The organism is Shinella curvata (genome assembly GCF_022899935.1).
Classification (GTDB): Bacteria; Pseudomonadota; Alphaproteobacteria; order Rhizobiales; family Rhizobiaceae; genus Shinella; species Shinella curvata.
In genome coordinates, this window is the sequence record NZ_JALJCJ010000007.1 from 357,923 (window position 1) to 383,703 (window position 25,781).

The following is a 25,781-nucleotide window of genomic DNA, read 5'->3' on the forward strand; positions in this document are numbered from 1 at the left end:
CTCACTTTGCCGTGAGTTCGGCAAGGCTCGCATCGAGCAGTGCCGGCTCCAGCCAGAAGGTTTTCGCCGCCTCCGTATAGATCAGCCCGCAGCGGATTTTCTTCTCCGGATAGAGTGGTGTGAGGATCGCCCGATAGATTGCAAGCTGCGCCCGGTGCTCGAAGGGAATGTCCGAAACGGCGGCCGGCGGCACGCGGTTTGTCTTGAAATCGACGATCTCGACGGTGTCGCTCTCGACGGCCATGCGGTCGATGCGGCCGGAGACTGCAAAATCCCGGCGGCCGAGCGACAGCGTGCCCATGATCGAGACTTCCGCACGCGCGGAAGGCGAGAAGATCGCGGCGAGGCTCTCGTCGCCGATCACCGCCAGCGCCGCCTCCACCAGCGAGGTGCGGGCATGATCCGGCCAATGCGCCACCGCCCGCTCCAGATAGCGCCGCGCCGCGGCCGGGCGCTCCTCCGGCACAAAGGACGGCAGGATCTGCAGGAAGCGGTGCAGGATGCGCCCGCGCTCCAGCGCCAGCCCGCTGCCGGTCGCGCCGCCGCCCTTGCGGCCGAACAATGCGGAGGGCACCAGCAAGTCCGCCGTGTCGGTCTCGATGACGGCTGCGGCACCGGAGGGGCTCAAGGGGCGCGGCAGGGCTTTCTGCGGCGGCAGCGGTTTGCCGAGGGCTTCCGGCAGCAGCACCTTCGCCCGGTCTTCGGCGGTCGTAACCGACACCGTGCCGATATCCGCCGCACCGGCCTCGCGCCAGGAAAGCCCTTGCCAGCTTTCGCCCGCCGTCGAAAACGTCGTCTCGACGCAACGGCTTTCATCCGCGGCAAGGGCCGTGGCGATCATCGCATGCCAGGTGTCCTTGGCCTCCTGCCGGCCGCGATAGCCGCAGACGACGAGCCGGTCGGCCGCGCGCGTCATCGCCACATAGAGCAGCCGGCGATATTCCTCTTCCGCGCCTGCCCGGATGCGCTCGGCATCGGCCTCCGTCAGCCCGTTGCCGAGGTCCTTGAGCGGCAGCCAGACCGGCAGGCCGCCGGCCAGAGGACCGCCCGCGAGGAAACGCAGCTTCGGCATATGGTTGGCATTGAACGGTTTCGAGCCGCCGTCGACGAGAAAGACGACCGGCGCCTCGAGGCCCTTGGCGGCATGCACGGTCATGATGCGGATCTCGCCGCGCGCCTTGTCCTGTTCGCGCTTGACGGTCGGCGCCTCCAGCTCGAGCGTGGAGACGAAGGCCTGAAGGCCGGGCAGGCCGTTCTCCTCCTGCTCCAGCGCGAAGGTCAGGAACTCGTCGATGATCTCGCCCGCTTCCGCCCCGAGCCGGGCGAGGAACGCCCGCCGCCCGCCGCCCGCGCCGAGAATACGGGCGTAAAAATCATGCACGGATTGTTCGCGCGCATGGTGGATGAGATCGGAAAGCCGGCGAACGACTGGTTCCAGCGCCACACTGGTTTCCGCCATTTCCCGCAGCCGCATCCAGAGGCTTTGCCGCTCCTCACGTCGGGCGGCGAGTTCGAAGACGGTCTCCTCGCTCAGGCCGAGAAGCGGGCTTTTCATCAGCGCAGCCAGCGACAGATCGTCTTCCGGCAGCACCGCGAAGCGGCCGAGCGCCATCAGGTCCTGCACGGCGATATGTTTGGTCAGCACCAGCCGGTCGGCGCCGGCGACGGGCAGGTTATGCCGCTGTTTTAGCGTGCGGGTCAGCGCGTTGACGAAGGCATCGCGCTTGCGCACCAGCACGATCACGTCGCCTGCCGCCATCGGCCGCGCCTTGCCCTTTTCCGTCACCGTCTCGCGGCCGATCCATAGGGCAAGCGTATCGGCGATGCGCCGCGCCAGCACATTGATCGGCGCTTCCTCGGCGACCGCATCGAAGGGCGCCGTCCAGTCCTCCTCGTCGAGACCGGGCGGCGCGGCGATCACCTCCCAGACATCGACCGCACCGGGTTCACGCCCACGGTTGGAGGCATGCACGATCTCGTCACCATCGGGCGACAGGCCGCGTGCATTGGCGGGGTCGAGAAACACCTGGTCGACGGCTGAGAGCACGTCGCGCGTCGAGCGGAAGGAGAGCAGCAGCCGGATCGGGCTGAAGGCCGCCTCCGCCATCTGCGTGCGCCGCGAAACCTCGCGTCCCTCCTCGGCAAAACGTTCCGGCCGCGCGCCCTGGAAGGAATAGATCGACTGCTTTTCATCGCCCACCGCGAAGATCGTTCGCTCGACCCGCCGCGCCGTTTCGCCGGCAAAGAAATCGTCGGTCAGCGCCTTCACGATCTGCCATTGCCGCGGGCTGGTGTCCTGCGCCTCGTCGACAAGGATATGGTCTATGCCCTGGTCGAGCTTGTAATGCACCCAGGCGCTGACCCGCTCGCGGGTGAGCAGGGTGGCGGTGCGGTCGATCAGATCGTCGAAATCGAGCAGGCTGCGCGCGCGCTTCAGGTCCTCGTAGTCGCCGATCAGCCGTTCGGCGATGGTGAGCGCCGCCAGCGTCGCCTCGACCATGCGCAGGCGCCGCAGCCGCTCCGTGCAGGCCACCATATGCTCTTGCGCTGCGATCAGCGCGTCCTCGAATTGCGGAAACTGCTTTTTCAGCGCGGCGGAGAAGAAAGCATTGTCGATCTTTCGCGGGCTGCCGCTGTCCGTGAAGAACAGCTTGTGCAGCGCGGCACGGCGCGCCTCCGCATCCGTAAGCCGGATCAGGCCGCGCAGACCGGCGGCCGATTTTTTCACCGTCTCGCTGCCCAGCGTTTCCGCCGCCGAGAGATAGGCCTCCAGCGTCGCGCCCGAAAGGCCATTGAGCGGCCAGAAGGCGGCGAGGATGGTGTCGGCGGTTTCCGTCGCCGCTAGGCCGGTTTCCCGTCGCAGCACGGCAGCCACGCCGCCGGCCTTGTCCGCGTCGTCGATGAAGCTGCGGATCGGCCCACGCGCGGCGACGATGTCGGAGATCAGTTTTTCCAGGCCGGTATCGTCGGCGATGTCGAGCACCGTCGCGAAGGCTTCGGCCAGCGCCCGGTCGTCCTCGTTTGCCGTCGCGGTCAGGAGCGTGCGGCGCGCATCCGCCAGCAGCACGACGGCGGCGCGGTCGTCGAGCACGGAAAAATGGCCGGCGACGTTCGCTTCCAGTGGAAACTGGTGCAGCAGCGCCTCGCAGAAGGCGTGGATGGTCTGGATCTTCAGGCCACCCGGTGTTTCCAGCGCGCGCGCAAAAAGCCGGCGGGCCTCGGCGAGCTTGAAAAGGTCCGGCCGGGTGCCCTCGATGGCGGCAACGCGGTCGGACAGCGCTTCGTCCGAGAGCGTCGCCCATTCGGCGAGCCGCTCGAAGACGCGGTTCGACATTTCCGAGGCCGCCGCCTTGGTATAGGTGAGGCAGAGGATAGCCGAGGGCCGGCAGCCGGCCAGCAGCAGCCGGATGACGCGCTGGGTCAGCACATGCGTCTTGCCGGAGCCGGCATTGGCCGAAACCCAGGCCGAGCGGGAAGGGTCCGATGCCGTCGCCTGCTTCTGCGACGTCCAGCTCAGCCAGGCCGCGGGATCGGCGGAGGCGGGGCGGTCTTCGGCTTCGCTCTCAGACATCGTCGCCCTCCCCACCGTTTTCCGCAGACGACCATTCGGCGACGCGCGCCAGATGGTCGTACTCGCCGCCATAGTCGCGCTCCTGCTCGGGAATGAGGCGCGAGGCGAAGCCGAAACGGCCGTCGATCAGGCCGGTCAGCAGCTTTTCCAGTTCGGCCAGCGAATCCTCGGCCAGTTCCACGGCCGATTTCGGATTGGTCTTGGTGCCCTCGTTGTTGACCTGCTCGGCCTCGAACCGTTCACCGGGTTTGAGGCGCACATAGAGAAGGTTCGCCGGCTCGCGTTGGCCGGGACCGCGGAAGGCGCTACGGCGGATGGCGGCGGCTTCCAGCGCCAGCTGTGGATCGAGCAGCGCGCGCGCCACCTTCAGCGATGGCGTGCTGCCGGTCTTGTAGTCGATGATATCGGCACTGCCATCGGGCAGGATATCGATGCGGTCGGCAATGCCGGTCAGCCTGATGCCGCCGACGGAGAGATCGAGCGAGGCCGGCACTTCCGTGAGAGTTTCGCGCACGCCGGGCGCCCGCTTCAGGTGCCAGTCGACAAAAGCGCGGGCGACGGCGGCAAATCGCGGCCGCCAGACGGCATCGATATGCGGCGGCAGCGCGATGGCATCGAATTCCTCGTCGAGGATATGGGTTATGAGGGTCAGTGGTTCGCCGCTGCCCTCCGCGCGCACGAAACGATCGACGATGCGGTGGTAGAGCGAGCCGCGTTCGGCCGGGCCGGGATCGAGGTTGAAGGGCGCGATCCGGTGCAGCCGCAGGATATGGCGGGCATAGATGGCATAGGGGTCGCGGCGCAGGCGACCGATCTCGCTGAACGAGTATTTCTTCGGCTGCAAATCCGCCGGCGGTTTCGGCGCGGGGCGCGGTGCGGTCGACACGCTGGCGCTTTTGTCGATGTCACTGGCCCAGTCGATGAGATTTCTGCCGCAGCTGCGCAGATCGGCGGCCAATGTCGGGCCGCCAACGGCGAGCAAACGTTGGAGCCAACGCGAGGCGACAGTGGGCGCGGTGCCGTTGCGCAGGGCACGCGTCAGAACCAGCTTCGGCGTGGCGGCGGCCATCTGCAAGTCATGGCCGAGCTGGCCGATGCGCCGCTCCGGCGGCTCCAGGCCGATCTCCACCTTCATGATGCGCGAGAGGAAGGCATCGTTCGCCGCCTGCCCCGGCCATGTGCCCTCGTTGAGTCCCCCGATGACGACCGTATCAACGCTTTGCAGGCGCGATTCGAGCGCGCCGAAAATGAAGACGCGCGGATGGCGCATCGAGCGCGGCTTGACGCTTTCGCTCGCTGCCAGCGCCTCGATGATATCGCACCATTGCGGCCCGTCGGCCTCGATCTGCCCGTCCGTCTCCATCACGCTCTTCAGGAGATTGGCAAGGCTGTCGCCCGCCTCGCCCGACCAGAGGGCGGCGAGATTGTCGCGTTCGTCCACCGCCACCGCTTCCAGCGCGCGGCCGGTGCGTTCGGCCCAGTCGGACAGCGGCAGTTTCGAGGACAAACGCCGCCCCGTGCGGGTCTCCTGCACGAGAAGGCCGGCCAGCGGCTCGACCGCGGCGGCGACGCGGCGCGTCAGGTCCTGCGCAAGCGGGATCGCCGTTTCCGGCAGTGCGGTACGCCAGATCGGCGGGTGACGATCCCCGGCCTGTCGCTCGAGAGCGGCCTCCAGCAGCGGTTCCAGCGTGGAAATATCGATCTCCGCGGTGCCGCCGCGCAGCGCCGTCAACTCCAGCGCGGTCACGGCAGTGTGGAGGTCGTCGACGGGAAGCCCGAAGCGGGTGAGCGGATGTTTCAGCAGTGCGACGAGCGGCACCGGGTCGCCGGGGCGAAGTGCTGCCTCCACGAGAAGCCGGAGCAGGGTGCCCTGCGGCGTGGAGAGCAGCGGCGTACCCGCAGAATCATCCGCCTCGATGCCGAAGCGGGCAAGCTCAGCGGCGACACGCCGGCCGAGTTTGCGGTCCGGCGTGATCAAAGCCGCCTGGGCGTCGTCGCTCTCTTCCAGCGCCAGCCGCAGCGCAATGGCGATCGCCAGTGCTTCCTCGCGCTCATTGGCCGCCTCGACGAGAGAAACCTCGCGGAACGCCGCGGCCATCCGCTCGTCATCGAGCGCGCCGCGCACCTCGCCCCAGCCGGCCGTCGCCTGCGTCGGCAGGAAGGCGCTGGAGAGGAGTTTCGTGCGGTATTCGAGATCGTCGGGGGGAGAGCCGAGCGGGTCCACATCGTTGCGCGTCGCGCCCATGCGGGTGAGCAGGCGGTGCAGGCCGTATTGCGGATGGCTGCGCGCGGCGGCATCCGGCTTCAGCCCACCCGCCGCGCCGCCCTGATGGCCGACCAGCAGCCATTCGGCGTCCGACATGAAGCGATCGAGCCCCGGCAGGATGACGACGCCGTTCGGCAGTTTCGCCACGGCGGCGATCAGCCCGGCGGTTGCGGGAATGGAGCCGGTGGAGCCCGCGATGATAACAGGACCGGTCGGCGGCGCATGGCGATAGCGCTCGGTTTCGGCATGCAGCGTCGCGTTGCGCCGAAGCGATGGCGAGGAGCGGCCAAGCTCGGTTAGGCGCGCCGGCCAGAACTCGCTGGCGATCTTCAGGAATTCGGCGGTGAGCTGCCACCAGAGCGCATGGTTGGAGACGTCGAGGCTGTCGAGTGCAGCCCAGTCCAGCTCTTCCGTCTCCATCGCGTCGATGATCTCGGCGAGATTTCGGGCAAGCCAGACGGCGTCGGCCGGGCTTGCCGGCGCGACGAGCGAGCTCTCGGCATGTACGGAGGTCACGGCGGCGGGCAGGCTGTTGCGCCAGGCGAGCACGAGGCGTGCAAGCTCGATAAGCCGCGCCGGGCCGGACAGCGGTTCGGCCATGTCGAGCAGTGCCGGTGCCACTTCGTCGAAGAAACCGCTGTCGTCATCGGTCTCGCCCAGCGCCCGGATGACCGGCAGGATTGCCGATTTGCCGCCGAAGAGATCGACGAATTCCGAACGCAGCACGCGGGCCGAACGCCGGGTCGGCACATAGATCGTTACGTCGGCCAGCGCCAGCGGATCGGTGGGATCATAGGTGAAGCCGGGCACGAGGCGGCCGTCGATGAGGCTTGCTGCCACCGTCTTCAGGAAGGGCAGGCTCGCCGGGATCGAAAAGATGCGGCCGCCGTGGGCAGAAGTCACGCCGCTGCCTCTTGGAAACGGCCGATGACGGCTTCCGCCGCATCGATGGCGTCAGGCGTGCCGACGGTGATCCAATGCCCCTCCAGCATCAGGCCGAACAACCGGCCTTTCTCGATGGCGCGGTCGAAATAGATGTTGAGGTTGAAGGCATCGTCGGGGGCGTCGTCGAGAAGTGCGGACATCATCGCGATGGCGCCGGCATAGACGACCGGATTGCCGTTTTCCTCCCGGTAGCGGGTAAGCCGCCCGTCCGCATCCAACGAAAAATCCTTCTTGCCGTTATGGCCCGTCGTGTCCTCCAGCCGCACGCAGAGCATGAGCATGTCCATACGGTCAGGGTCGAAGGCTTCGGCCAGACGCTGAAGATTGGTCTTCTCGCCGGCCTTCTCGCCGATCCAGAAGAGATCGGCATTCATGACGAGCACGGGGGCGCGGCCGAGCAGCTTCAGACCCCTGGCAAGCCCGCCGCCGGAATTCATCAGCTGCGCCGTCTCATCGGACAGGATGATTTCAGGCTGGGTGCGGTTTGCCAGATGCGCCGTCATCTGGTCGGCGAAATGGTGTACGTTGACGACCGCGCGTTTGACGCCGGCCTCCGCCAGCGCATCCAGCCCATAATCGATCATCGGCTTGCCGGCGATCGGCACCAGCGGCTTCGGCATCGTATCGGTGATGGGGCGCAGGCGCGTTCCAAGGCCGGCGGCCAGCACCATGGCGTCTTCGATCTTCATCAAGCACTCGCGTTATGATTCGGTCGCGAGGATTCCAGCCTTTTCGCACCAGTCGCGCAAGGGGGCGAGGTCGGGATGGGAAAGCGCCCGCGTCAGGTTGCGGAAGGTGCGCGGCATGTGGCGCATATAGGCCGGCTTGCCGTCGCGCTGCATCAGCCGCACCCAGATGCCGACGAGCTTGCAATTGCGCTGCGCCGCCATGACATGCCAGTCGCGCAGGAAACGCGTTCGGTCAAAGCCGGCATGGTTTGCGCGCAGCGACAGATAATAGTCGAGCACGCTGTCTGCCACACCCTCTGGCATGTCGACACGGGCATCCTGCACCAGCGAGGCGACGTCATAGGCCGAGGGGCCGATCATCGCGTCCTGGAAATCGATGATGCCGACGCGATCTGTGCCCGAAGCCTCGGGACGCCAGATGATGTTGGGCGAATGGAAGTCGCGCAGCAGCAGATTGTGCTCGGCGCTCGCGAGGCTGGCGATCAGGTCATCCCAGATCGCGATATAGGCCTGGCGCTCGTCGTCGCTGGCCGGCGTGCCGCGTTTCCAGGGCAGGTACCAGTCGGTGAGCAGGCTCACCTCGATCTGCATGGCATCTCGGTCGAAATCCGGCACGTGATGCACGATGCCATCGGCCACCGGCAGGTCGCGTGCGAAGGCCTGCCCGTGCAAATGGGCGAGACACGCCGCACTCTCGCGGTAACGCTCGGCGATCGGCACACCGTTCTCGTCGAGAACGCCCTCGCTTCCGAGGTCCTCGATCAGCAGGATACCCTGCTCGATATCCGCCTTATAGATTTCCGGCGCCCGCAATCCGCGGGCGACGAGATGCCGGCCGACGGCGATGAAGGGTTTCACGTCCTCGGCGATATGGGCGATCTGCTGGTAATATTTGCCCTGTGCAAGGATCGGCCCCGGCGTATGACGCGGTGCGTCCATCAGCACGAAACGCTGGTCGCCGGTGTAAACATGCTCGTAGGCGCGCACTGAGGCATCACCCGTGAGGTGGCGGCGCGTCGCGACTTGGTAGCCTTTCTCGTCGAGAAAGGTTCGGATCGCCAACGAACGCCGAATCCGGCTCAAGGCCGGTGCCGGACCATCGATCGCCACACGTCGCCCATTGCCCTCATGCGTAAAGGTCAGCGTGATGCCTTCGGCTGGAAGCGCGCCAAAACCCTTTTCGGGCCATTCGACGAGGCAGATGCCATCAGACAGCGCTTCATCGAAACCGAGTTCGTCGATCTCGGCGGCATCGGCGATACGGTAGAGGTCGAAATGGGCGACCGGCACGCGCAGATCGTAGGTCTGCACCAGCGTGAAGGTCGGGCTGGGCACTTCGAGCATGGCGTCATCGGCGATGGCACGGATCAGCGCGCGCGAAAAAGTCGATTTGCCGGCACCGAGATCACCGGAAAGCGCGATGTAGTCACCGCGCTTTGCCGCCAGCGCCATGTCCTCGCCGAAACGGATGGTCGCGGCTTCGTCGGCGAGGAGGATATCGAGTGCCATGCGGGCCTTCTATTCCGCGGCCGCGAAGGAGGTCATCGTCGCCGAGGGAATGCGCACTGTCACATTCGTGCCGCGGCCCTCCTGGCTGTCGATGGAGACGGTGCCGTGATGCAGGCTGACGAAGCTCTCGACGATCGAGAGGCCGAGGCCGGCGCCGCCCTGGCGGCCGTGGCTTTCGAAGCGGTTGAACACCGTCTTCAGCACGTCCTGCGGAATGCCCGGCCCCCGGTCGGTGACCGTGAAGACGAGATCGACGCCCTCGCGCCAGCAGCGCAGGCCGATGGAGCTGTGCGCCGGTGCGAAATTCGCGGCATTGCCGAGCAGCTTGATGAGGATCTGCTTGAGGCGCTGCTGGTCGGCGATGATGGTGCCGAGATTGTCGGGCGCGGTGATCTCCAGCGTCACCTGCGCCTCGTGCAGCCGGTCGGCGAACTGCATCGACACGTCGTCGAGCAGGTCCGTCAGATTGATCTCGGTATAGTCGAGCTCCATGATGCCGGCATCGACAGTCGCGAGATCGAGGATGTCGTTGACGATGGTCAAGAGAACCGCCGAGGAGGTCGCGATGTGGTCGACATATTCCGACTGGCGGTCGTTGAGCTCGCCCATGGTCGGCGTCTTCAGGAGATCCGCGAAGCCGATGATGTTGGTGAGCGGCGAGCGCAGCTCATAGGAGACGTGCTGGACGAAATCGTTCTTCAGCGCGTCGGCCTTGCGCAGCGCGTCGTTCTTTTCCGTCAGCGCGCGGCTGACGCGCACGCTGTCGGTGATGTTGACGAAGGTCAGCATCGTCTGGGCGTTGGACAGCGGAATGACGGCGAAGTCGAGCACCAGGCCGGTGCGCAGCTCCAGCACACCCTGGCAGGACGGCCTTTCGTCATCGAAGCTGGTGATGATATGCGCAAAGCGCTTCCAGCCATCCGGCTTGTCGTAGGAGGGTGCGCAGGCCTGCTCGATGGCGCGGATATGCGTGCCGGATTTCGCTTCCGCCTCGCTGATGCCCCAGAGCGCCCGGAAGGCCGGGTTGGAGAGACGGATGCGCCCGTCGGGGCTGAACACGGCCACGCCCTCGGCCAGATGGTCGATCGTTTCGTCCTGCACCTGCACCAGCGTGTTGTAACGCGTTTCGAGATCGACCTTCTCGGTCAGGTTTTCGAAGACCCAGGTCGCGCCGCCCTGCGGGCGGGCGGTGGCGAAGACGCGCAGCGTCTGGCCGTTCGGCAGATGCCAGAGATCGGTCTGCGTCTCGATGGCGCGATAGACGGAAAGCGCGGTTTCCTTCCACTGCTTCCAGTTCAGCTGTTCCGGTAGCTTTCCGGCGGCGCGCAGCTTGTCGAAGAGCTCGCCATTGCCGGGCTTGCCTTCGAGGAAGGCCATATCGACCTCCCACATATGCTGGAAGGCCTGGTTGTAGAATTGCAGGCGCTGGTCGCCGTCGAAGATCGCGACGGGCGTGGCGAGATGGTCGAGCGTTTCGGCATGGCTCTTCAGCGTGCGCATCAGCTCTTCGCGCACCGCCTCGACATCCGAGACATTGACGGCGATGCCGGCCGAGCCCGTCGGGCTGCGGGCATCGACGACGTCGAAGAAGCCGCGATTGCCGTGCACGACGGTCGAGACCTTGTCGCGATAAGCCATATCATAGGTGCTGGTGGCGCGGATTTTTTCGCGCGCAATCGTCGGCAGCAGTTCGCGGCCCTCGTGTACGGCGCTTGCGGCGTCCTTCGCCTCGACGGCCTCGGCATAGGCCTCGTTGACCCAGGCGAGCGAACCATCGGCGGCGCGCTGCCAGACGGGAAGGTCGATCTGGTCGAGCATGCCCTGAAGGGTGGTCAGCGCCGCGACCAGCCGGTCGCGCTCGAGCTTCAGCTCGGCGGCTTCGGCGCGCAGGTTGTTGAGCGCCACGAAGCGCACGAAGGCCTGTCCGCCGGACACGCGGCCCTGGGCTTCCAGCACCTCGTCGCGGCTGGTTTCCACGACGAGGTCGAAGCTCTGGGCCTGGGAACGCAGTCTTTCGACGGCGCGTTCGATCTCGCCCGCTGAGGTGGGTTTCAGCCAGCGGCCGAAGGCGAGGAATTCGTTATCGGCCTGGGGCGCGCCGGTCTCGGGCGGCAGCTGGCCCAGAAATTCCGGTTTGCCGGAGCGACCGTCCCACACGACGATGCGCCGATCCTTGTCGCCGATCAGCGCCTGCAGGCGGGAAACATTGTGCCGGGCATCGGAAAGGCTGGCCTGCAGCGTACGGCTTTCAGCCGCCATCTTCGCGCGCTGGCGGCCCATCCAAAGCGCTGAAACGACGGCCGCCGACATGACACCGAGCAGTATGGAGCCCGTAACGATTTCCGTGGTGGCGAAGTAGCGGCCGGCGGCGTGGGCCGGGTTGGCAAAGGCCATCAGCGCCGAGCCGGCCGACAGTGCCGAAACGAGACGGCGCTGGCTGCCTGTAAACCAACTGTTAACCATAAATGCATTTTGCAGCGCAAAGCCATGCGCGCAATCCCGCTCCGGCACGCCAAAAGCCTGCCCGGAACGGCCTCGTTTCAAATCCGACATCATCCCCGGTATGTCTCCGTCCGTTTGCCGCCTGATCGACAAGACATCCCAATCCGGCGCGAAGGCTCCGCATCTGCACGCCGAATCAATGCTTTAAACGATACTTGTTTCCCGAATCGACGGGAAGGCACCGGCCCAAAAAAGAGGCGGCGCGCGTGTGTCAAGCGCGCCGCCTCTAGATGTTGTGGATAATCCGGGTAAGGATCAGTACCTGTAGTGTTCAGCCTTGAACGGGCCGGTCGTCGTCACGCCGATATAACCGGCCTGTTCGTCCGAGAGTTCCGTGAGCCTTGCGCCAAGCTTGGCGAGGTGCAGGCGGGCGACCTTCTCGTCGAGCTGCTTGGGCAGAACGTAGACTTCGTTCTTGTAGGCGTCGCCCTTGGTGAAGAGCTCGATCTGCGCCAGAACCTGGTTGGAGAACGAGGCGGACATCACGAAGGACGGGTGGCCGGTGGCGTTGCCGAGGTTGAGCAGGCGGCCTTCCGACAGAAGGATCATGCGGTTGCCCCTAGGGAACTCGATCAGATCGACCTGCGGCTTGACGTTCGTCCACTTGAGGTTCTTGAGCGCGGCGACCTGAATCTCGTTGTCGAAGTGGCCGATATTGCCGACGATCGCCATGTCCTTCATCTCGCGCATATGCTCGATGCGGATGACGTCCTTGTTGCCGGTCGTGGTGATGAAGATGTCGGCGGAAGAGACGACGTCTTCCAGCTGAACGACTTCAAAGCCGTCCATGGCGGCCTGAAGGGCGCAGATCGGGTCGATTTCCGTGACCTTCACGCGGGCGCCGGCGCCGCGCAGCGAGGCGGACGAACCCTTGCCGACGTCGCCGTAGCCGCAGACGACGGCGACCTTGCCGGCCATCATCACGTCGGTGCCGCGACGGATGCCGTCGACCAGCGATTCCTTGCAGCCGTACTTGTTGTCGAACTTCGACTTGGTAACGGAGTCATTGACGTTGATCGCCGGGAAGGGCAGGAGGCCCTTCTGCTGGAGCTGGTAGAGGCGGTTGACGCCGGTGGTCGTCTCTTCCGTCACACCCTGGATGGCGTCGCGCTGCTTGGTGAACCAGCCCGGGGAAGCGGCAAGGCGCTTCTGGATCTGCGCGAACAGGATCTCTTCTTCTTCCGAACCCGGATTGACGAGCACGTTTTCACCGGCTTCGGCGCGGGCGCCGAGCAGGATGTACATGGTGGCGTCGCCGCCGTCGTCGAGGATCATGTTTGAGAAGCCACCATCGGTCCACTGGAAGATCTTGTCGGTGTATTCCCAGTATTCCTTCAGCGTCTCGCCCTTCACGGCATAGACCGGGATGCCGGCGGCGGCGATCGCGGCGGCGGCGTGGTCCTGCGTTGAGAAGATGTTGCACGAGGCCCAGCGCACGTCGGCGCCCAGTGCCACCAGCGTCTCGATGAGAACGGCGGTCTGGATGGTCATGTGCAGCGAGCCGGTGATGCGCGCGCCCTTGAGGGGCTTGGATGCGCCGAACTCTTCGCGGCAGGCCATCAGGCCCGGCATTTCCGTCTCGGCGATCTGGATTTCCTTGCGGCCGAAATCGGCAAGCGCGATGTCGGCGACGTGGTAGTCATGGGTGGTGGTCATGAAGAGCTCCAGCCTTCTGGCTTTTGGTGATGGCGCTTCCTATCAGGAAACAGCCGCTGGAGCAACCGGACATAAAGAAGTCTTTATATCCTTATATTGACGGGAGACTTACATCTCCTCGCCAAACTTGTCGGCGATGAGCGCATCGAGCGCATCGAGAACGGCCTGCGCCTGCGCGCCCGTCGCCGTCACGAAGACGGAACAGCCGGGGCTGGCGGCCAGCATCATCAGGCCCATGATCGAGGTGCCGCCCACCGTCATGCCGTCCTTGGAGACGGTCACTTCGGCGTCGTAGCCATCGACCGTCTGGACGAATTTTGCCGAAGCGCGGGCGTGCAGACCGCGCTTGTTGATGATGAGGAGCTCTTTCGAGACGGTCATGGAGGGCAGGGGACCTTACTTGCCGCTGAGGACGCGGCTTGCCACGTTGATATACTTCCGGCCGGCTTCCGACGCGTCTATCAGCGCCTTTTCCATGTTGTTTTCGCCACGGATGCCGGCGAGCTTGATCAGCATCGGCAGGTTCACGCCGGCGATCACCTCGATCTTCTCGCCCGACATCACCGAAATCGCGAGGTTGGAGGGCGTGCCGCCGAACATGTCGGTGAGGATGATGACGCCGTGACCCTGGTCGGCGCGCTGGACCGCTTCCAGGATGTCCTGGCGGCGTTGGTCCATGTCGTCCTCGGGACCGATGCAGACGGTCTCGATCGCCTTTTGCGGACCGACCACATGCTCCAGCGCATGACGAAATTCCTCCGCCAGCCTGCCATGGGTGACAAGCACCAGTCCGATCATCAGCAATCGCTCCACTTTCCCAACTCGAAACGGTCGGCCGAATACCGCAATGCAACAATTCCGTCCACCGCTGGGGTGGCCATCTTGTCAATGAAAAGCCCAAGTGCAAGCCCTAAATGGCCGATTTCGCGTTTTGACGGGGCTTTTGCGATCAAGGATGAAGCAATTCGGGGTGAATTGCGATCAAAGTCGAGAAGGCCGTGGCGCCGGTAAAGAGCGGCAGGCGGGTCAAAGGCAGGAAGCGGTCAGGCAGAACCTCGAACCGCTCCTCCCCCGGCGGCAATCGCTCGGCAAAGGGTGCCTCCATCAGCCGGATGGCCCGATGGAGCACCGCCGCTTCGATGGTTTCGACGGTGACGATGCCGGCGCCGCGCACTTCCACAAGGCCGGCAATGCTTTTTGGCGCGCGCGAGATCAGGCGGCCGTTGGCCTCGGAGACCAGTACCTGATCGTCGCTGACCATGGCAGCAAACAGGCCGCGCCCGCGGGCTTCCTCGATAGAGTGGAGGGCGACGGCGCTCTTGCCGCTGCCGGAGGGTCCGATGAAGAGAAGTCCCGTCGTGCCGATGACGATTGCCGTTGCGTGCACGTTTACGGGCGCGGTCATTTGTGGGGGCCGGCCGGCAGCGAGAGGGTGAAGCGGGCGCCGGACAGCGTACCGGTTTTCTTGTCGACGATGTTGTCGGCCTTCAGCGTGCCGCCATGCGCCTCGGCGATCTGGCGCGAGATCGAGAGGCCGAGACCGGAATTCTGGCCGAAGTCCTCGGTCGCCGGGCGGTCCGTGTAGAAGCGCTCGAAGATGCGATCGATGTTTTCCGCCTGGATGCCGGGGCCGTTGTCCTCGACCTGGATGATGCAACGGTCGTTGCGGCCACGCGACAGGCGCACGACGATGCGTCCGCCCGGATCCGGCACGAAGGAGCGGGCATTTTCAATCAGGTTGGTGACGATCTGGCCGATGCGCAGCTCATAGCCCGAAATCTCGAACTTGACCTTCGGATTGTCCTTGCGATCGACGACGAAGTCGAGGCTGACAGGTTTCTTGCGCGTATTGACCTGTCGCGAGATGTCGATGAGGTCGCCGAGCAGTTTTTCGAGGTCGACGGTGCGCGCATCGCTGCGCGCCAGTTCCGCGTCGAGCCGCGAGGCATCGGAAATGTCGCTGATCAGGCGGTCGAGACGGCGCACGTCATGCTGGATGATATCGAGCAGCCGCTTCTTCGAATCGTCCGTGCGGGCGAGCGGCAGGGTTTCGACGGCGCTGCGCAGCGAGGTCAGCGGGTTCTTCAGCTCGTGGCTCACATCGGCGGCAAAGCTTTCGATCGCGTCGATGCGATCGTAAAGCGCATTCGTCATCTGACGCAGCGCGATAGACAGATTGCCGATCTCGTCTTGCCGCACGGAGAAATCCGGGATTTCCTCGCGCTCCTTCGCACCCCGCCGCACGCGGATCGCCGCCGCCGAAAGACGGCGCAGCGGATTGGCGATGGTCGAGGAGAGCAGCAGCGACAGCGCGATGTTGACGAGGCCGGCGACACCGGCGACGCGCATGATGGCGAGGCGCTCGGCATGCACGATCTTGTCGATATCGCCCGCCTGCGTTGACAGGAGGAGAACGCCGAGCACGGCGCGGAAACGTTGTACGGGCACGGCGACCGAAACGATCAGCTCGCCCTTGTCGTTGACGCGCACCACCGCACCGCGCACGCCGGTCAGCGCATTCATCACTTCCGGATAGATCGAGCCGTCGCCGCCGGGCGCTTCCTTGTATTGCGGCAGGTTGCCCGGCTGGAGCACGCGGTTGAACCAGACGTTCAGTCGCTCGGTAATGCTGGTGCTCTCCGGCTCGACGGGCGGCAGGTCGAAGCGCAGCACCTGGCCCTGCGTATAGAGATGACGCGAATCGAGCAGCAGGTTGGCATCTGTGTCGTAGATGCGGGCGCGCGTGCGGGTCGGCGAGATCAGCCGTCGCAGGACCGGCGCGACGCGCTCCGGATTGATCGGAAATTCCAGGTCTTCGTCGTTCGGCAGCGGCGTGATGCTTTGGCCGGCCTGCAATTCCAGAAGCTTTTCCGGATCGATGGTGATCGAATTCGTGTCGACAGAGGCCGAGGCGGAAATCGCGCCGGCGATGATCTCGCCCTGGGTCAGCAGGCTTTCGACGCGCGCATCGATCAGCCCCTCACGGAACTGGTTGAGGTAGAGAATGCCCGCGACGAGCACGACCAGCGCAACGAGATTGAAGAACAGGATGCGGCGCGTGAGGCTGGAAAAGACGGCATTGCCGAAGATGCGGCGTGCGATCGTGAAGGGATGCGTCCAGCGGCGGCGCAGCGAGCGCGGCGCGGGCCTGCCCTCGACGTCGTCTCCATCCCTGTCCGGCACGGTCTGCAACACCTGATTCTATTCCTCATGCGGGCGGCATTACGCCACCGACCGCGGCATGCCATCGCTGCCGCGGTTCATGCAAGCGATTTTACGCCTTAAGCCGCTTCGCGGAAACGGTAGCCGACACCATAGAGCGTTTCGATCATGTCGAAATCGGTATCGACCATCTTGAACTTCTTGCGCAGCCGCTTGATGTGGCTGTCGATGGTGCGGTCGTCGACATAGACCTGCTCGTCATAGGCGGCGTCCATCAGCGAATCGCGGCTCTTCACCACGCCGGGGCGCTGGGCCAGCGAATGCAGGATGAGGAACTCCGTGACCGTCAGCGTCACCGGTTCGCCCTTCCAGGTGCAGGTGTGGCGCTCCTGGTCCATGACGAGCTGGCCGCGTTCCAGCGAGCGGGCGGCGACTTCGCCGGCTTTGGCCGGCGTGCCGGCAGCACCACCGCCGGCCGAGGCTGCGGCTTCGCGGCTCGAGGCGCGGCGCAGGATCGCCTTGACGCGCTCGACCAGCAGGCGCTGCGAGAACGGCTTGGTGATGAAGTCGTCGGCCCCCATCTTCAGGCCGAACAGCTCGTCGATCTCTTCATCCTTGGAGGTGAGGAAGATGACCGGAATGTCCGACTTCTGGCGCAGGCGGCGCAAAAGCTCCATGCCGTCCATGCGCGGCATCTTGATGTCGAAGATGCCGAGATGCGGCGGGCGGGCGAGAAGGCCGTCGAGCGCGGACGCACCGTCCGTATAGGTCTCGACCTTGTAACCTTCCGCCTCAAGGGCGATCGACACGGATGTGAGAATGTTCCGGTCGTCGTCGACGAGTGCGATCGTCTGCATCCTGTTAGTCTCCATATTCATCGGCGCCTTTCCCGACCTCGGATCCGAGTTCCTGTCCTGGATGTGATGCGCCTTCCTGGGGGTAAAGGTGGAACAAATTGTGGCAGAGATAAAGGATGACGTTTCAGAGTGGTTTTCCAATGGGCTTTTAAATCGATTATTCAACCGATTAAAAAAGTCAGACAAATATTTAAATCGATTAAATAATTGATATTATTGCCAAATTTCCGATTGCCTCTTGTTTTTGTGACAGGAGCAGATTAGCTTCCGGCAAAATTCACCATGGGTCTTCGTCCACGGAGGAAATCTGGACCATGCAGGAAATTGGCGTTCGCAACCCCGATCTGGGGCTCACCGCGATGGGTATCAACACCAACGGCACGGTCCGGTATAACTTTGCAGCAGAAGCGCTCTATGAAGAGGCGCTCGGCCGCGGCGAAGCTGTCAAGACTGCCCATGGCGCCCTTCGCGCCCTGACCGGCCAGCACACCGGCCGCTCGCCGAAGGACAAGTTCGTCGTTCGCGATGAAAACACCGAAGGCGCCATCTGGTGGGACAACAACAAGGCCGTGTCGCGCGAGCATTTCGATGCGCTGCATGCCGACATGCTGGCCCATGCCGGCAGCCGTGACCTCTTCGTGCAAGACCTCGTCGGCGGTGCCGACACGGACTACGCGCTGCCGACCCGCGTCGTCACTGAGCTAGCCTGGCACTCGCTGTTCATCCGCAACCTGCTCATCCGCCCGGAAGAGAAGGATCTGGCCGGCTTCGCCCCGAAACTGACGATCATTGATCTCCCGACCTTCAAGGCCGATCCGGCCCGCCACGGCGCGCGCACCGAAACCATGATCGCCTGCGATTTGTCGCGTGGTATCGTTCTGATTGCCGGCACCTATTATGCCGGTGAAATGAAGAAGTCGGTCTTCACCGTTCTGAACTGGCTGCTGCCGTCGGAAAAGGTCATGCCGATGCATTGCTCGGCCAATGTCGGCCCGGATGGCGACGCCGCTGTGTTCTTCGGCCTGTCCGGCACCGGCAAGACGACGCTCTCGGCCGATCCGAACCGCACGCTGATCGGCGACGACGAGCACGGCTGGGGTGAAAACGGCATCTTCAACTTCGAAGGTGGCTGCTACGCCAAGACCATCCGTCTTTCGGCCGAAGCCGAGCCGGAAATCTACGCCACGACCCAGCGTTTCGGCACCGTTCTGGAGAACGTCGTGCTCGATGGCAATGGCGTTCCCGATTTCAACGACGGCTCGCTGACGGAAAACACCCGTTGCGCCTATCCGCTGCACTTCATTCCGAATGCCAGCGAGACCGGCCGTGCGCCGCATCCGAAGACGATCATCATGCTGACGGCCGATGCCTTCGGCGTGATGCCGCCGATCGCCAAGCTGACGCCCGACCAGGCCATGTACCACTTCCTTTCCGGCTACACCGCCAAGGTTGCCGGCACGGAGCGTGGCGTGACCGAGCCGGAAGCCACTTTCTCGACCTGCTTCGGCGCCCCCTTCATGCCGCGTCACCCGACTGTCTACGGCAACCTCCTGAAGGAACTCATCGCCGAACACGGCGTCGATTGCTGGCTCGTCAACACCGGCTGGACCGGCGGCGCCTATGGCGAAGGCCGCCGCATGCCGATCAAGGCGACGCGCGCTCTGCTCGCCGCCGCCCTCGACGGCTCGCTGAAGAGCGCGCTTTTCCGCCGCGACGACAATTTCGGCTTCCAGGTTCCGGTCTCGGTTCCCGAGGTCGATACCAAGATCCTCGACCCGCGCTCGACCTGGGCCAATGGGGCCGCTTACGACAAGCAGGCCCAGAAGCTCGTCGACATGTTCATTGCCAACTTCGAGAAGTTCGAAGACCAGGTGGATGGCAGCGTGCGCGACGCGGCGCCCGGCCTCAAGGTCGCCGCCGAGTAAGATTCGGTCATGATTCACGTGAAACCCGGCTCCCAAGGCCGGGTTTTTCGTCTCGGCAAACGGCTTTCCGTTTGCCTGTTCGCCGGCTACAACGGCCCGGAAAGGAATTTCCATGGCCAGCGACCCTCTTTACATCAGCAACACGATCACCATTGCCGGCTGGGAATTGACCGAGCAATTCGTGCTGGCGGGCGGTCCCGGCGGGCAGAACGTCAACAAGGTATCGACGGCGGTCCAGCTGTTCTTCGATCTCAGGAATTCACCCTCGCTGAACGAACGGGTCAAGGCAAACGCCGAAAAGCTTGCAGGCCGCAAGGTTTCCAAGGATGGCGTTTTGATGATTGAGGCGAACCGCTTCCGCAGTCAGGAGCGCAATCGCGAGGATGCGCGCGAGCGGCTGAAGGAGTTGATCCTCAAGGCGGCTGAACCGCCGCCGCCGCCGCGCCGGAAAACAAAGCCGACGAAAGGCTCGGTCGAGCGCCGGCTCAAGGAAAAATCCGGACGGTCGGATGTGAAGCGCCTGCGCGCCAAGCCCGGCGGCGATTGATTGCCGCAACTTGGCCGTTTATGCGTGAGATGAAAACGAAACCTTTCCTTTGCGGAAAGGCTCTGCTTTAGTTCGAAAAAACAAGACCAGAAACGGGAGGTTGGCATGGGTCTCTTCAGCTTTATCAAGAACGCCGGCAAGAAGCTGGGCATCGGTGGCGACGACGAAGCGCCGGAGGCCGAAGCGGTCAAGAAGGAGCTCGATTCCTTCGATCTCGGCACAAAGAATGTCGAGGTTTCCGTCGAAGGCGACAAATGCGTGCTGAAGGGTGTCGTGGCCGACCAGACCGCCTTCGAAAAGGCCGTCATCGCCGTGGGCAACACGCTCGGCATTTCCAAGGTGGAAGCCGCCGACCTCAAGGTCGCGCCCGAATCCGGCCTGAAGCTCGAAAAGCTGGACCTGACCGAACTTTTGAAGACCTCGACACCGGCAGCGGCACCGACGCTCTACACGGTCAAGAAGGGCGACAATCTCTGGAAGATCGCCGAGGCGCATTACGGCAAGGGCAAGGGCACCAAGCATACGGTGATCTTCGACGCCAACCGGCCGATGCTGTCCCATCCGGACAAGATCTATCCCGGCCAGGTCCTGCGCATCCCGGATCTCTCGGAAGCATAAGTGGCGATGTCCGAGCGCGGCCTCGCTCCGGGGTTGCGCTATTTCCCTGATCATTTCGACCGTGCCGCGCAGGAGGCCCTTGTCGCGGCCATCAGGCAAGTCGTGGCTGACGCGCCGCTCTTCGTGCCGCGCATGCCGAAGACCGGAAAACCCATGTCGGTCCGCATGACCAATTGCGGATCGCTCGGCTGGGTGACGGACAAGGAGCGCGGCTACCGTTATCAGTCCACGCACCCGGAAACCCACAGGCCCTGGCCGGCCATTCCCGAGGCGCTTCTGGCGCTGTGGAAGGATGTTTCCGGCTTCGACAAGCCGCCCGAGGCCTGTCTCGTCAATTTCTATGATCCCGACGCGAAGATGGGCCTGCATCAGGACTGCGACGAAAACGAATTCGGCGCGCCGGTCGTCTCCGTCTCGCTGGGCGATCAATGCCTGTTCCGCGTCGGTGGCGTATCACGCAACGATCCGACGCGGTCGTTCAGGCTTTCGAGCGGCGATGTCTTCGTGTTCGGGGGCGAAAGCCGGCTGATCTTTCACGGCGTCGACAGGATCTATCCAGATACGTCGACGCTTTTGAAGAATGCCGGGCGGATCAATCTCACGCTTCGCCGGGTAAATCCATAAGCCGGCTACAGTTTGCGCAGCGCCACCGTCTCGATGAGGTGGTCCTTACCCTTTTGCAGGATGAGATCGGCACGCGGGCGGGTCGGCAGGATGTTCTGGTGCAGGTTCTTCAGGTTGATGTTGCGCCAGAGGTTCTCCGCAATCGCCAGCGCCTCGGCCTCGCTGATCGTCGCGTAGCGATGGAAATAGGAATCCGGGTTGCGGAAGGCGGTTTCGCGCAGCCGCATGAAGCGATCGACATACCAGGCGTGGATCAGCGTTTCCTCGGCATCGATATAGATCGAGAAATCGAAAAAGTCGGAAACCATCGGCACGATCTTGCCGTCCGCCGGCAGATTGCGCGACTGAAGAACGTTGATGCCCTCGAAGATCAGGATGTCCGGCCGGTCGATGGTGCGGAAGGTGTTGGGCAGCACATCATAGGTGAGGTGAGAATAGGTCGGCGCCTGCACGGCCTTCTTGCCCGCCTTGATGGCCGAGAGGAAACGCAGCAGCGCGCCGATATCGTAGCTCTCGGGAAACCCCTTGCGCTCCATCAGGTTTTCGCGCTGAAGCACAGCGTTCGGATAGAGGAAACCGTCGGTCGTCACGAGATCGACCTTGGGGCTCGAGGGCCAGCGCGACAGGAGTTCCATCAGGATGCGGGCCGTGGTCGACTTGCCGACCGCGACAGAACCCGCGATCCCGATGACGAAGGGCGTCTTGGCCTCGTCCGACAGGGTCAGGAAGCGCTTGCGCTGCTCGAACAGCATCTGCGAGGATTCGACATGCGCCGAGAGCAGGCGCGACAGCGACAGGTAGATTCGCCGGACCTCGTCGAGATCGATCGGGTCGTTCAGCGAGCGCAGGCGCTGGACCTCATCCGCCTTCAGCGTCAGGGGTGTGTCGGCCCGGAAATGCGCCCATTCGTCTGCCGTGAAAAAGCGGTAGGGCGAATAATCCCGGTTGCCGAAATCATCCGGAATATCCGGCTGGGTCTTGTCACGCGCTGCCTGAATCATCAGCTTTTCCGGCTGGCCTTCTCCACGAGACCGGATTGGCTCGTGCGCCGCTCCAGCTCCCCCATGACATCTTGTAACGCCACGCCGCCGATTTTCAATACGACCATCAGATGATAGAGCAAATCGGCCGTTTCGCTCGTCAAGGCGGCTTTGTCCCCCTCGATGGCCGCGATAACGGTCTCGACGGCCTCTTCTCCGAGCTTTTTTGCCGCTTTCTGCTGCCCGGCCGCCACGAGCTTCGCCGTCCAGCTTTCCGACGGATCGGCCTTCGAACGGGCGTCGACGATTTCGACCAGGTCTGCAAGAGTGAAGGTGCTCATGGGGCCTCCTCAGTCCAGCCGCATGGCAATGCCATGCTCGGCCATGTAGCGCTTGGCTTCGCCGACCGTGTAGGTGCCGAAGTGGAAGATCGAGGCGGCGAGAACCGCCGTCGCATGGCCGTCGCGCACGCCCTCGACCAGGTGGTCGAGCGTACCGACGCCGCCGGACGCGATGACCGGCACCGAGACGCGGTCGGCGATGGTGCGGGTCAGCGCGATGTCATAGCCGCCCTTCTGGCCGTCGCGATCCATGGAGGTGAGCAGCAATTCGCCCGCCCCGCGTTCGACCATCTTTTCGGCGAAGGTCACGGCGTCGATGCCGGTCGCCTTGCGGCCGCCATGGGTGAAGATCTCCCAGCGGTCCTCTTCGCCTTCGGCCGAGACCTTCTTCGAATCGATCGAGACGACGATGCACTGGTTGCCGAACTTGTCGGCGGCTTCGGCGACGAAATCCGGGTTCGACACGGCGGCCGAGTTGATCGACACCTTGTCGGCACCGGCGAGCAGCAGCTTGCGGATATCCGCCACCGTGCGCACGCCGCCGCCGACGGTCAGCGGCATGAAACAATGATCGGCCGTGCGCGCCACGACGTCGAAGATCGTGTCGCGGTTGTCGGAGGAGGCGGTGATGTCGAGGAAGCAGAGTTCATCGGCACCGGCCGCATCATAGACTTTGGCCGATTCGACGGGATCGCCGGCATCGACGAGATTGAGGAAGCTGACACCCTTGACGACGCGGCCGTCCTTGACGTCGAGGCAGGGTATGACGCGAGCTTTCAGGGTCATGCGGCTTCTCCCCGTGCTGCACGAATGGCAGCCAGCGCTTCGGCAGGATCGATGCGGCCGTCATAGAGCGCCCGGCCGGAAATTGCGCCCTCGAGCTTGCGCGCATCGGGCGCGACGAGACGGTGGATATCGTCCATCGATGCAAGACCGCCCGAGGCGATGACCGGGATGGAGACGGCCTCGGCGAGCTCCAGCGTCGAGGCCCAGTTGATGCCGGCGAGAATGCCGTCGCGGTCGATGTCGGTGTAGATGATCGCGGCGACGCCGGCCCCTTCGAACTTCTTCGCGAGCTCGATCACGCCGAGCTCCGAGGCTTCCGCCCAGCCCTCGACGGCAACCTTGCCACCCTTGGCGTCGATGCCGACGGCGACCTTGCCGAGGAATTTTTTGCAGGCCTCAATGACCAGCGCCGGATCGCGCACGGCGACGGTGCCGAGGATGACGCGGGAGAGACCGCGCGACAGCCAGTTTTCGATATGGTCGAGGGTGCGGATGCCACCGCCGAGTTGCACCGGGTTCTTCGTGGCTTTCAGGATGGCATCGACGGCGGCGCCGTTGACGCTTTCACCGGCGAAGGCGCCGTTGAGGTCGACGACATGCAGCCACTCGAAGCCCTGGTCTTCAAAGGCTTTCGCCTGGGCGGCCGGGTCGGGATTGTAGATGGTGGCCTGGTCCATGTCGCCGAGTTTCAGGCGAACGCACTGGCCGTCTTTCAGGTCGATGGCGGGAAAGAGAATCATTTTACGGCTTCCAGCGCAGGAAATTGGTGATGAGGGCGAGGCCGAGCGTCTGGCTCTTTTCCGGATGGAACTGCGCGCCGGCCTTGTTGCCATTGGCGACGAAGGCGGTCATCGGGCCGCCGTAATCGACGGTCGCGACCACATCCTCGGGATTTTCTGCGGCAAGATGGTAGGAGTGCACGAAATAGGCGTGCAGCGCCTCCGGGATGCCGGCAAACAGCGGATGCGTGCTTTTGCGATCCAGCGTGTTCCAGCCGATCTGCGGGATCTTCAAATTCTGGTCGCTGGGCGTCATCTTGACGACATCGCCCTTGATCCAGCCGAGGCCTTCGGTCGTGGTCTTTTCGAGGCCGCGCGACGACATCAGCTGCATGCCGACGCAGACACCGAGGAAGGGGTGGGCTTTTGCCTCGACGGCCTCGCGCAGCGCTTCGACCATGCCAGGCACGGCGTCGAGGCCGCGGCGACAATCGGCATAGGCGCCGACACCGGGCAGCACGATGCGGTCGGCGCTTGCGACGCGTTCGGCCTTGTCCGTCAGGTCGATCTCGGCGGAAATACCGGCTTCACGGGCGGCGCGCTCGAAGGCCTTGGTGGCCGAGCGCAGATTGCCTGAGCCGTAATCGATGATTGCAACGCGCATTCTAGCGTCCTTCCTTGAAACCGACGAGGCCGAGCATGGGAGCGTGCCGGCGCGCGGAGGTTTCGGCGGCCGGGAGCGAAACGCTGTCGCGCGTTTCTGCCGCAGCGGCCGGGGTTTCCGTATAATAAATTTCTTCCGCCGTGGCGCGGTCGTCGGCCGAAATCACCGCATCGACCGCCCAGCCCCGGCGTTCCAGGCCGGCGACGAGCATGGACGGGCCTTCGAGCGCGACGAGAAGATGGGTGGCAAGGCAGATGCCGAGGCCGGCAAGGCCGAAGACGGGATGATCCGCAATTGCCGCGCCGAGCGCCTGGACGGCGAAGGCGAGGGCTGCGGCGAGCCAGGCGCGATGCCAGAGGAGCCAGATGACGGGCAGGACGAACGCGACCCAGGAAAAGCGGTCGCGGACGATGCGGGCATTTTCATCACCGGATGTCGCGCCGGGCGGTATCAGAACGAGGAATGTGGCCATGACGGCCTCCAGCTGTGCCTTTGGATCAGGCCAGCGAACCCTTCGTCGAGGGAACGCGGCCCGCCTGGCGGGGATCGATCTCGGTCGCGGTGCGCAGCACACGCGCGACGGCCTTGAAGCACGTCTCCGAGATATGATGGTTGTTGGCGCCGTAGATGTTCTGGATATGCAGTGTGATGCCGGCGTGCTGGGCGAGCGCGTTGAAGAATTCGCGCACCAGCTCGGTATCGAACGTGCCGATCTTCGGGGCCGAGAAATTGACGTTCCAGACGAGGAACGGCCGGCCGGAGACATCGACGGCGGCGCGCGTCATCGTCTCGTCCATGGCGAGGTCGAGCGAGGCGTAGCGCGTGATGCCGCGACGGTCGCCGAGCGCCTTTGCGATGGCCTGGCCGATGGCAATGCCCGTGTCTTCCACCGTGTGGTGGTCGTCGACATGCAAGTCGCCTTCGGTCTTGATCTCCATGTCGATGAGCGAATGGCGCGACAGCTGGTCGAGCATATGATCGAAGAAACCGACGCCCGTCGAAATGCGCGACGTGCCGGTGCCGTCGATGTCGACGGTGACCGATACGGAGGTCTCGTTCGTCTTGCGCGAAACGCTGGCGGTGCGGCTCATGGCAGTCTCCGGTAAATTAACCGCCGCTCCTTAACAGGGCTCTTTACAAAAGGCCAGTCTTTCGAGGGGTTTCAGGCGCATGCAGGAGCGGCCCGCATGGCTGGCCATCGGGTTGATGACACCGTCCGGAGAACAGCGCGAAAGCGTTGCCTCTGGAATTGGTGTGATGGTGGCTTCGCTTTCGCGCGGCCCAGGCGTTCTTCGGAGGCGGTCTCATCCTCCTTCAGGCATGGCGGGGCTTCGCTGCGCATCGTCTCGCATGAGCCTTGTCCGAAAACCGCCTGCGCATTTTTCGGGCTCATGCGTAGCGATGCTTGCATGGCGGGCCC

Annotated in this window: 22 protein-coding genes; 4 read left to right on the forward strand and 18 right to left on the reverse strand. The window is 64.2% G+C overall.

The features are described 5' to 3' along the window. Nucleotide 1: 1 nt before the first annotated feature. The 11 genes from addA to MUU55_RS24850 form a co-directional block, all read right to left on the reverse strand. On the reverse strand, nucleotides 2–3,571 hold the full coding sequence (gene addA / locus MUU55_RS24800) for a double-strand break repair helicase AddA (protein WP_244763453.1): 3,570 nt from the start codon (nucleotides 3,569–3,571) through the stop codon (nucleotides 2–4). Continuing rightward, on the reverse strand, nucleotides 3,564–6,740 hold the full coding sequence (addB, locus tag MUU55_RS24805; RefSeq protein WP_244763454.1) for a double-strand break repair protein AddB: 3,177 nt from the start codon (nucleotides 6,738–6,740) through the stop codon (nucleotides 3,564–3,566). Before addB ends, addA begins: the two co-directional genes overlap by 8 nt. Then, entirely contained in the window at nucleotides 6,737–7,471 is a 735-nt protein-coding gene (locus tag MUU55_RS24810) for a nucleotidyltransferase family protein (protein WP_244763455.1), read from the reverse strand. Before MUU55_RS24810 ends, addB begins: the two co-directional genes overlap by 4 nt. A gap of 12 nt (nucleotides 7,472–7,483) precedes the next feature. Next, complete coding sequence (gene tsaE / locus MUU55_RS24815; RefSeq protein ID WP_244763456.1) at nucleotides 7,484–8,980, reverse strand: tRNA (adenosine(37)-N6)-threonylcarbamoyltransferase complex ATPase subunit type 1 TsaE; 1,497 nt, start codon at nucleotides 8,978–8,980, stop codon at nucleotides 7,484–7,486. Nucleotides 8,981–8,989: 9 nt separating this feature from the next. Next, entirely contained in the window at nucleotides 8,990–11,533 is a 2,544-nt protein-coding gene (locus MUU55_RS24820) for a PAS domain-containing sensor histidine kinase (protein WP_425314233.1), read from the reverse strand. A gap of 204 nt (nucleotides 11,534–11,737) precedes the next feature. Continuing rightward, nucleotides 11,738–13,138, reverse strand: coding sequence for an adenosylhomocysteinase (gene ahcY / locus MUU55_RS24825; RefSeq protein WP_244763458.1), 1,401 nt, complete (start codon nucleotides 13,136–13,138; stop codon nucleotides 11,738–11,740). Nucleotides 13,139–13,246: 108 nt separating this feature from the next. Beyond that, a complete protein-coding gene (locus MUU55_RS24830) occupies nucleotides 13,247–13,519 on the reverse strand; it encodes an HPr family phosphocarrier protein (RefSeq protein WP_244763459.1) in 273 nt (90 codons plus the stop codon). 15 nt (nucleotides 13,520–13,534) lie between these two features. Beyond that, complete coding sequence (locus tag MUU55_RS24835) at nucleotides 13,535–13,936, reverse strand: PTS sugar transporter subunit IIA (protein ID WP_117372283.1); 402 nt, start codon at nucleotides 13,934–13,936, stop codon at nucleotides 13,535–13,537. A 151-nt stretch (nucleotides 13,937–14,087) separates the two neighbouring features. Next, complete coding sequence (locus MUU55_RS24840) at nucleotides 14,088–14,543, reverse strand: HPr kinase/phosphorylase (protein ID WP_244763460.1); 456 nt, start codon at nucleotides 14,541–14,543, stop codon at nucleotides 14,088–14,090. Further along, on the reverse strand, nucleotides 14,540–16,270 hold the full coding sequence (locus tag MUU55_RS24845; RefSeq protein ID WP_244763503.1) for a sensor histidine kinase: 1,731 nt from the start codon (nucleotides 16,268–16,270) through the stop codon (nucleotides 14,540–14,542). Before MUU55_RS24845 ends, MUU55_RS24840 begins: the two co-directional genes overlap by 4 nt. Nucleotides 16,271–16,419: 149 nt before the next feature. Then, nucleotides 16,420–17,157 (reverse strand): response regulator transcription factor, encoded by a 738-nt coding sequence (locus tag MUU55_RS24850; protein ID WP_244763461.1) that lies wholly within the window; start codon nucleotides 17,155–17,157, stop codon nucleotides 16,420–16,422. Nucleotides 17,158–17,471: 314 nt separating this feature from the next. Between MUU55_RS24850 and MUU55_RS24855 the strand changes: the two genes are divergently transcribed. From MUU55_RS24855 to MUU55_RS24870, 4 genes are all read left to right on the forward strand, one after another. Beyond that, on the forward strand, nucleotides 17,472–19,082 hold the full coding sequence (locus MUU55_RS24855) for a phosphoenolpyruvate carboxykinase (RefSeq protein ID WP_244763462.1): 1,611 nt from the start codon (nucleotides 17,472–17,474) through the stop codon (nucleotides 19,080–19,082). Between the two features lie 112 nt (nucleotides 19,083–19,194). After that, nucleotides 19,195–19,629, forward strand: a complete 435-nt coding sequence (arfB, locus tag MUU55_RS24860; RefSeq protein ID WP_244763463.1) for an alternative ribosome rescue aminoacyl-tRNA hydrolase ArfB — start codon at nucleotides 19,195–19,197, stop codon at nucleotides 19,627–19,629. 105 nt (nucleotides 19,630–19,734) lie between these two features. After that, nucleotides 19,735–20,247, forward strand: coding sequence for a peptidoglycan-binding protein LysM (lysM, locus tag MUU55_RS24865; protein ID WP_244763464.1), 513 nt, complete (start codon nucleotides 19,735–19,737; stop codon nucleotides 20,245–20,247). A 6-nt stretch (nucleotides 20,248–20,253) separates the two neighbouring features. Beyond that, nucleotides 20,254–20,871 carry an alpha-ketoglutarate-dependent dioxygenase AlkB family protein gene (locus MUU55_RS24870; protein WP_244763504.1) on the forward strand — a complete coding sequence of 206 codons (618 nt, stop codon included), beginning with the start codon at nucleotides 20,254–20,256 and terminating at the stop codon, nucleotides 20,869–20,871. Nucleotides 20,872–20,876: 5 nt separating this feature from the next. Here the strand turns inward: MUU55_RS24870 and coaA are convergent, their stop codons facing one another. Genes coaA through hisB form a run of 7 tightly spaced genes read right to left on the reverse strand, consistent with a single transcriptional unit; the run spans nucleotide 20,877 to nucleotide 25,452 of the window. Continuing rightward, nucleotides 20,877–21,872 (reverse strand): type I pantothenate kinase, encoded by a 996-nt coding sequence (gene coaA / locus MUU55_RS24875; RefSeq protein ID WP_244763465.1) that lies wholly within the window; start codon nucleotides 21,870–21,872, stop codon nucleotides 20,877–20,879. Next, nucleotides 21,872–22,192, reverse strand: a complete 321-nt coding sequence (locus tag MUU55_RS24880) for a phosphoribosyl-ATP diphosphatase (RefSeq protein WP_244763466.1) — start codon at nucleotides 22,190–22,192, stop codon at nucleotides 21,872–21,874. The genes coaA and MUU55_RS24880 overlap by 1 nt, the downstream gene beginning before the upstream one ends. A 9-nt stretch (nucleotides 22,193–22,201) precedes the next feature. After that, a complete protein-coding gene (gene hisF / locus MUU55_RS24885) occupies nucleotides 22,202–22,978 on the reverse strand; it encodes an imidazole glycerol phosphate synthase subunit HisF (RefSeq protein WP_244763467.1) in 777 nt (258 codons plus the stop codon). Beyond that, on the reverse strand, nucleotides 22,975–23,718 hold the full coding sequence (gene hisA, locus MUU55_RS24890; protein ID WP_244763468.1) for a 1-(5-phosphoribosyl)-5-[(5-phosphoribosylamino)methylideneamino]imidazole-4-carboxamide isomerase: 744 nt from the start codon (nucleotides 23,716–23,718) through the stop codon (nucleotides 22,975–22,977). The genes hisF and hisA overlap by 4 nt, the downstream gene beginning before the upstream one ends. A gap of 1 nt (nucleotide 23,719) precedes the next feature. Beyond that, a complete protein-coding gene (gene hisH / locus MUU55_RS24895) occupies nucleotides 23,720–24,361 on the reverse strand; it encodes an imidazole glycerol phosphate synthase subunit HisH (protein ID WP_244763469.1) in 642 nt (213 codons plus the stop codon). Between the two features lies 1 nt (nucleotide 24,362). Next, entirely contained in the window at nucleotides 24,363–24,833 is a 471-nt protein-coding gene (locus MUU55_RS24900) for a DUF2628 domain-containing protein (RefSeq protein ID WP_244763470.1), read from the reverse strand. 25 nt (nucleotides 24,834–24,858) lie between these two features. Beyond that, the gene (gene hisB / locus MUU55_RS24905; protein WP_244763471.1) at nucleotides 24,859–25,452 is read right to left on the reverse strand and encodes an imidazoleglycerol-phosphate dehydratase HisB; all 594 of its coding nucleotides are present in this window, start codon (nucleotides 25,450–25,452) and stop codon (nucleotides 24,859–24,861) included. Between the last annotated feature and the right edge of the window lie 329 nt (nucleotides 25,453–25,781).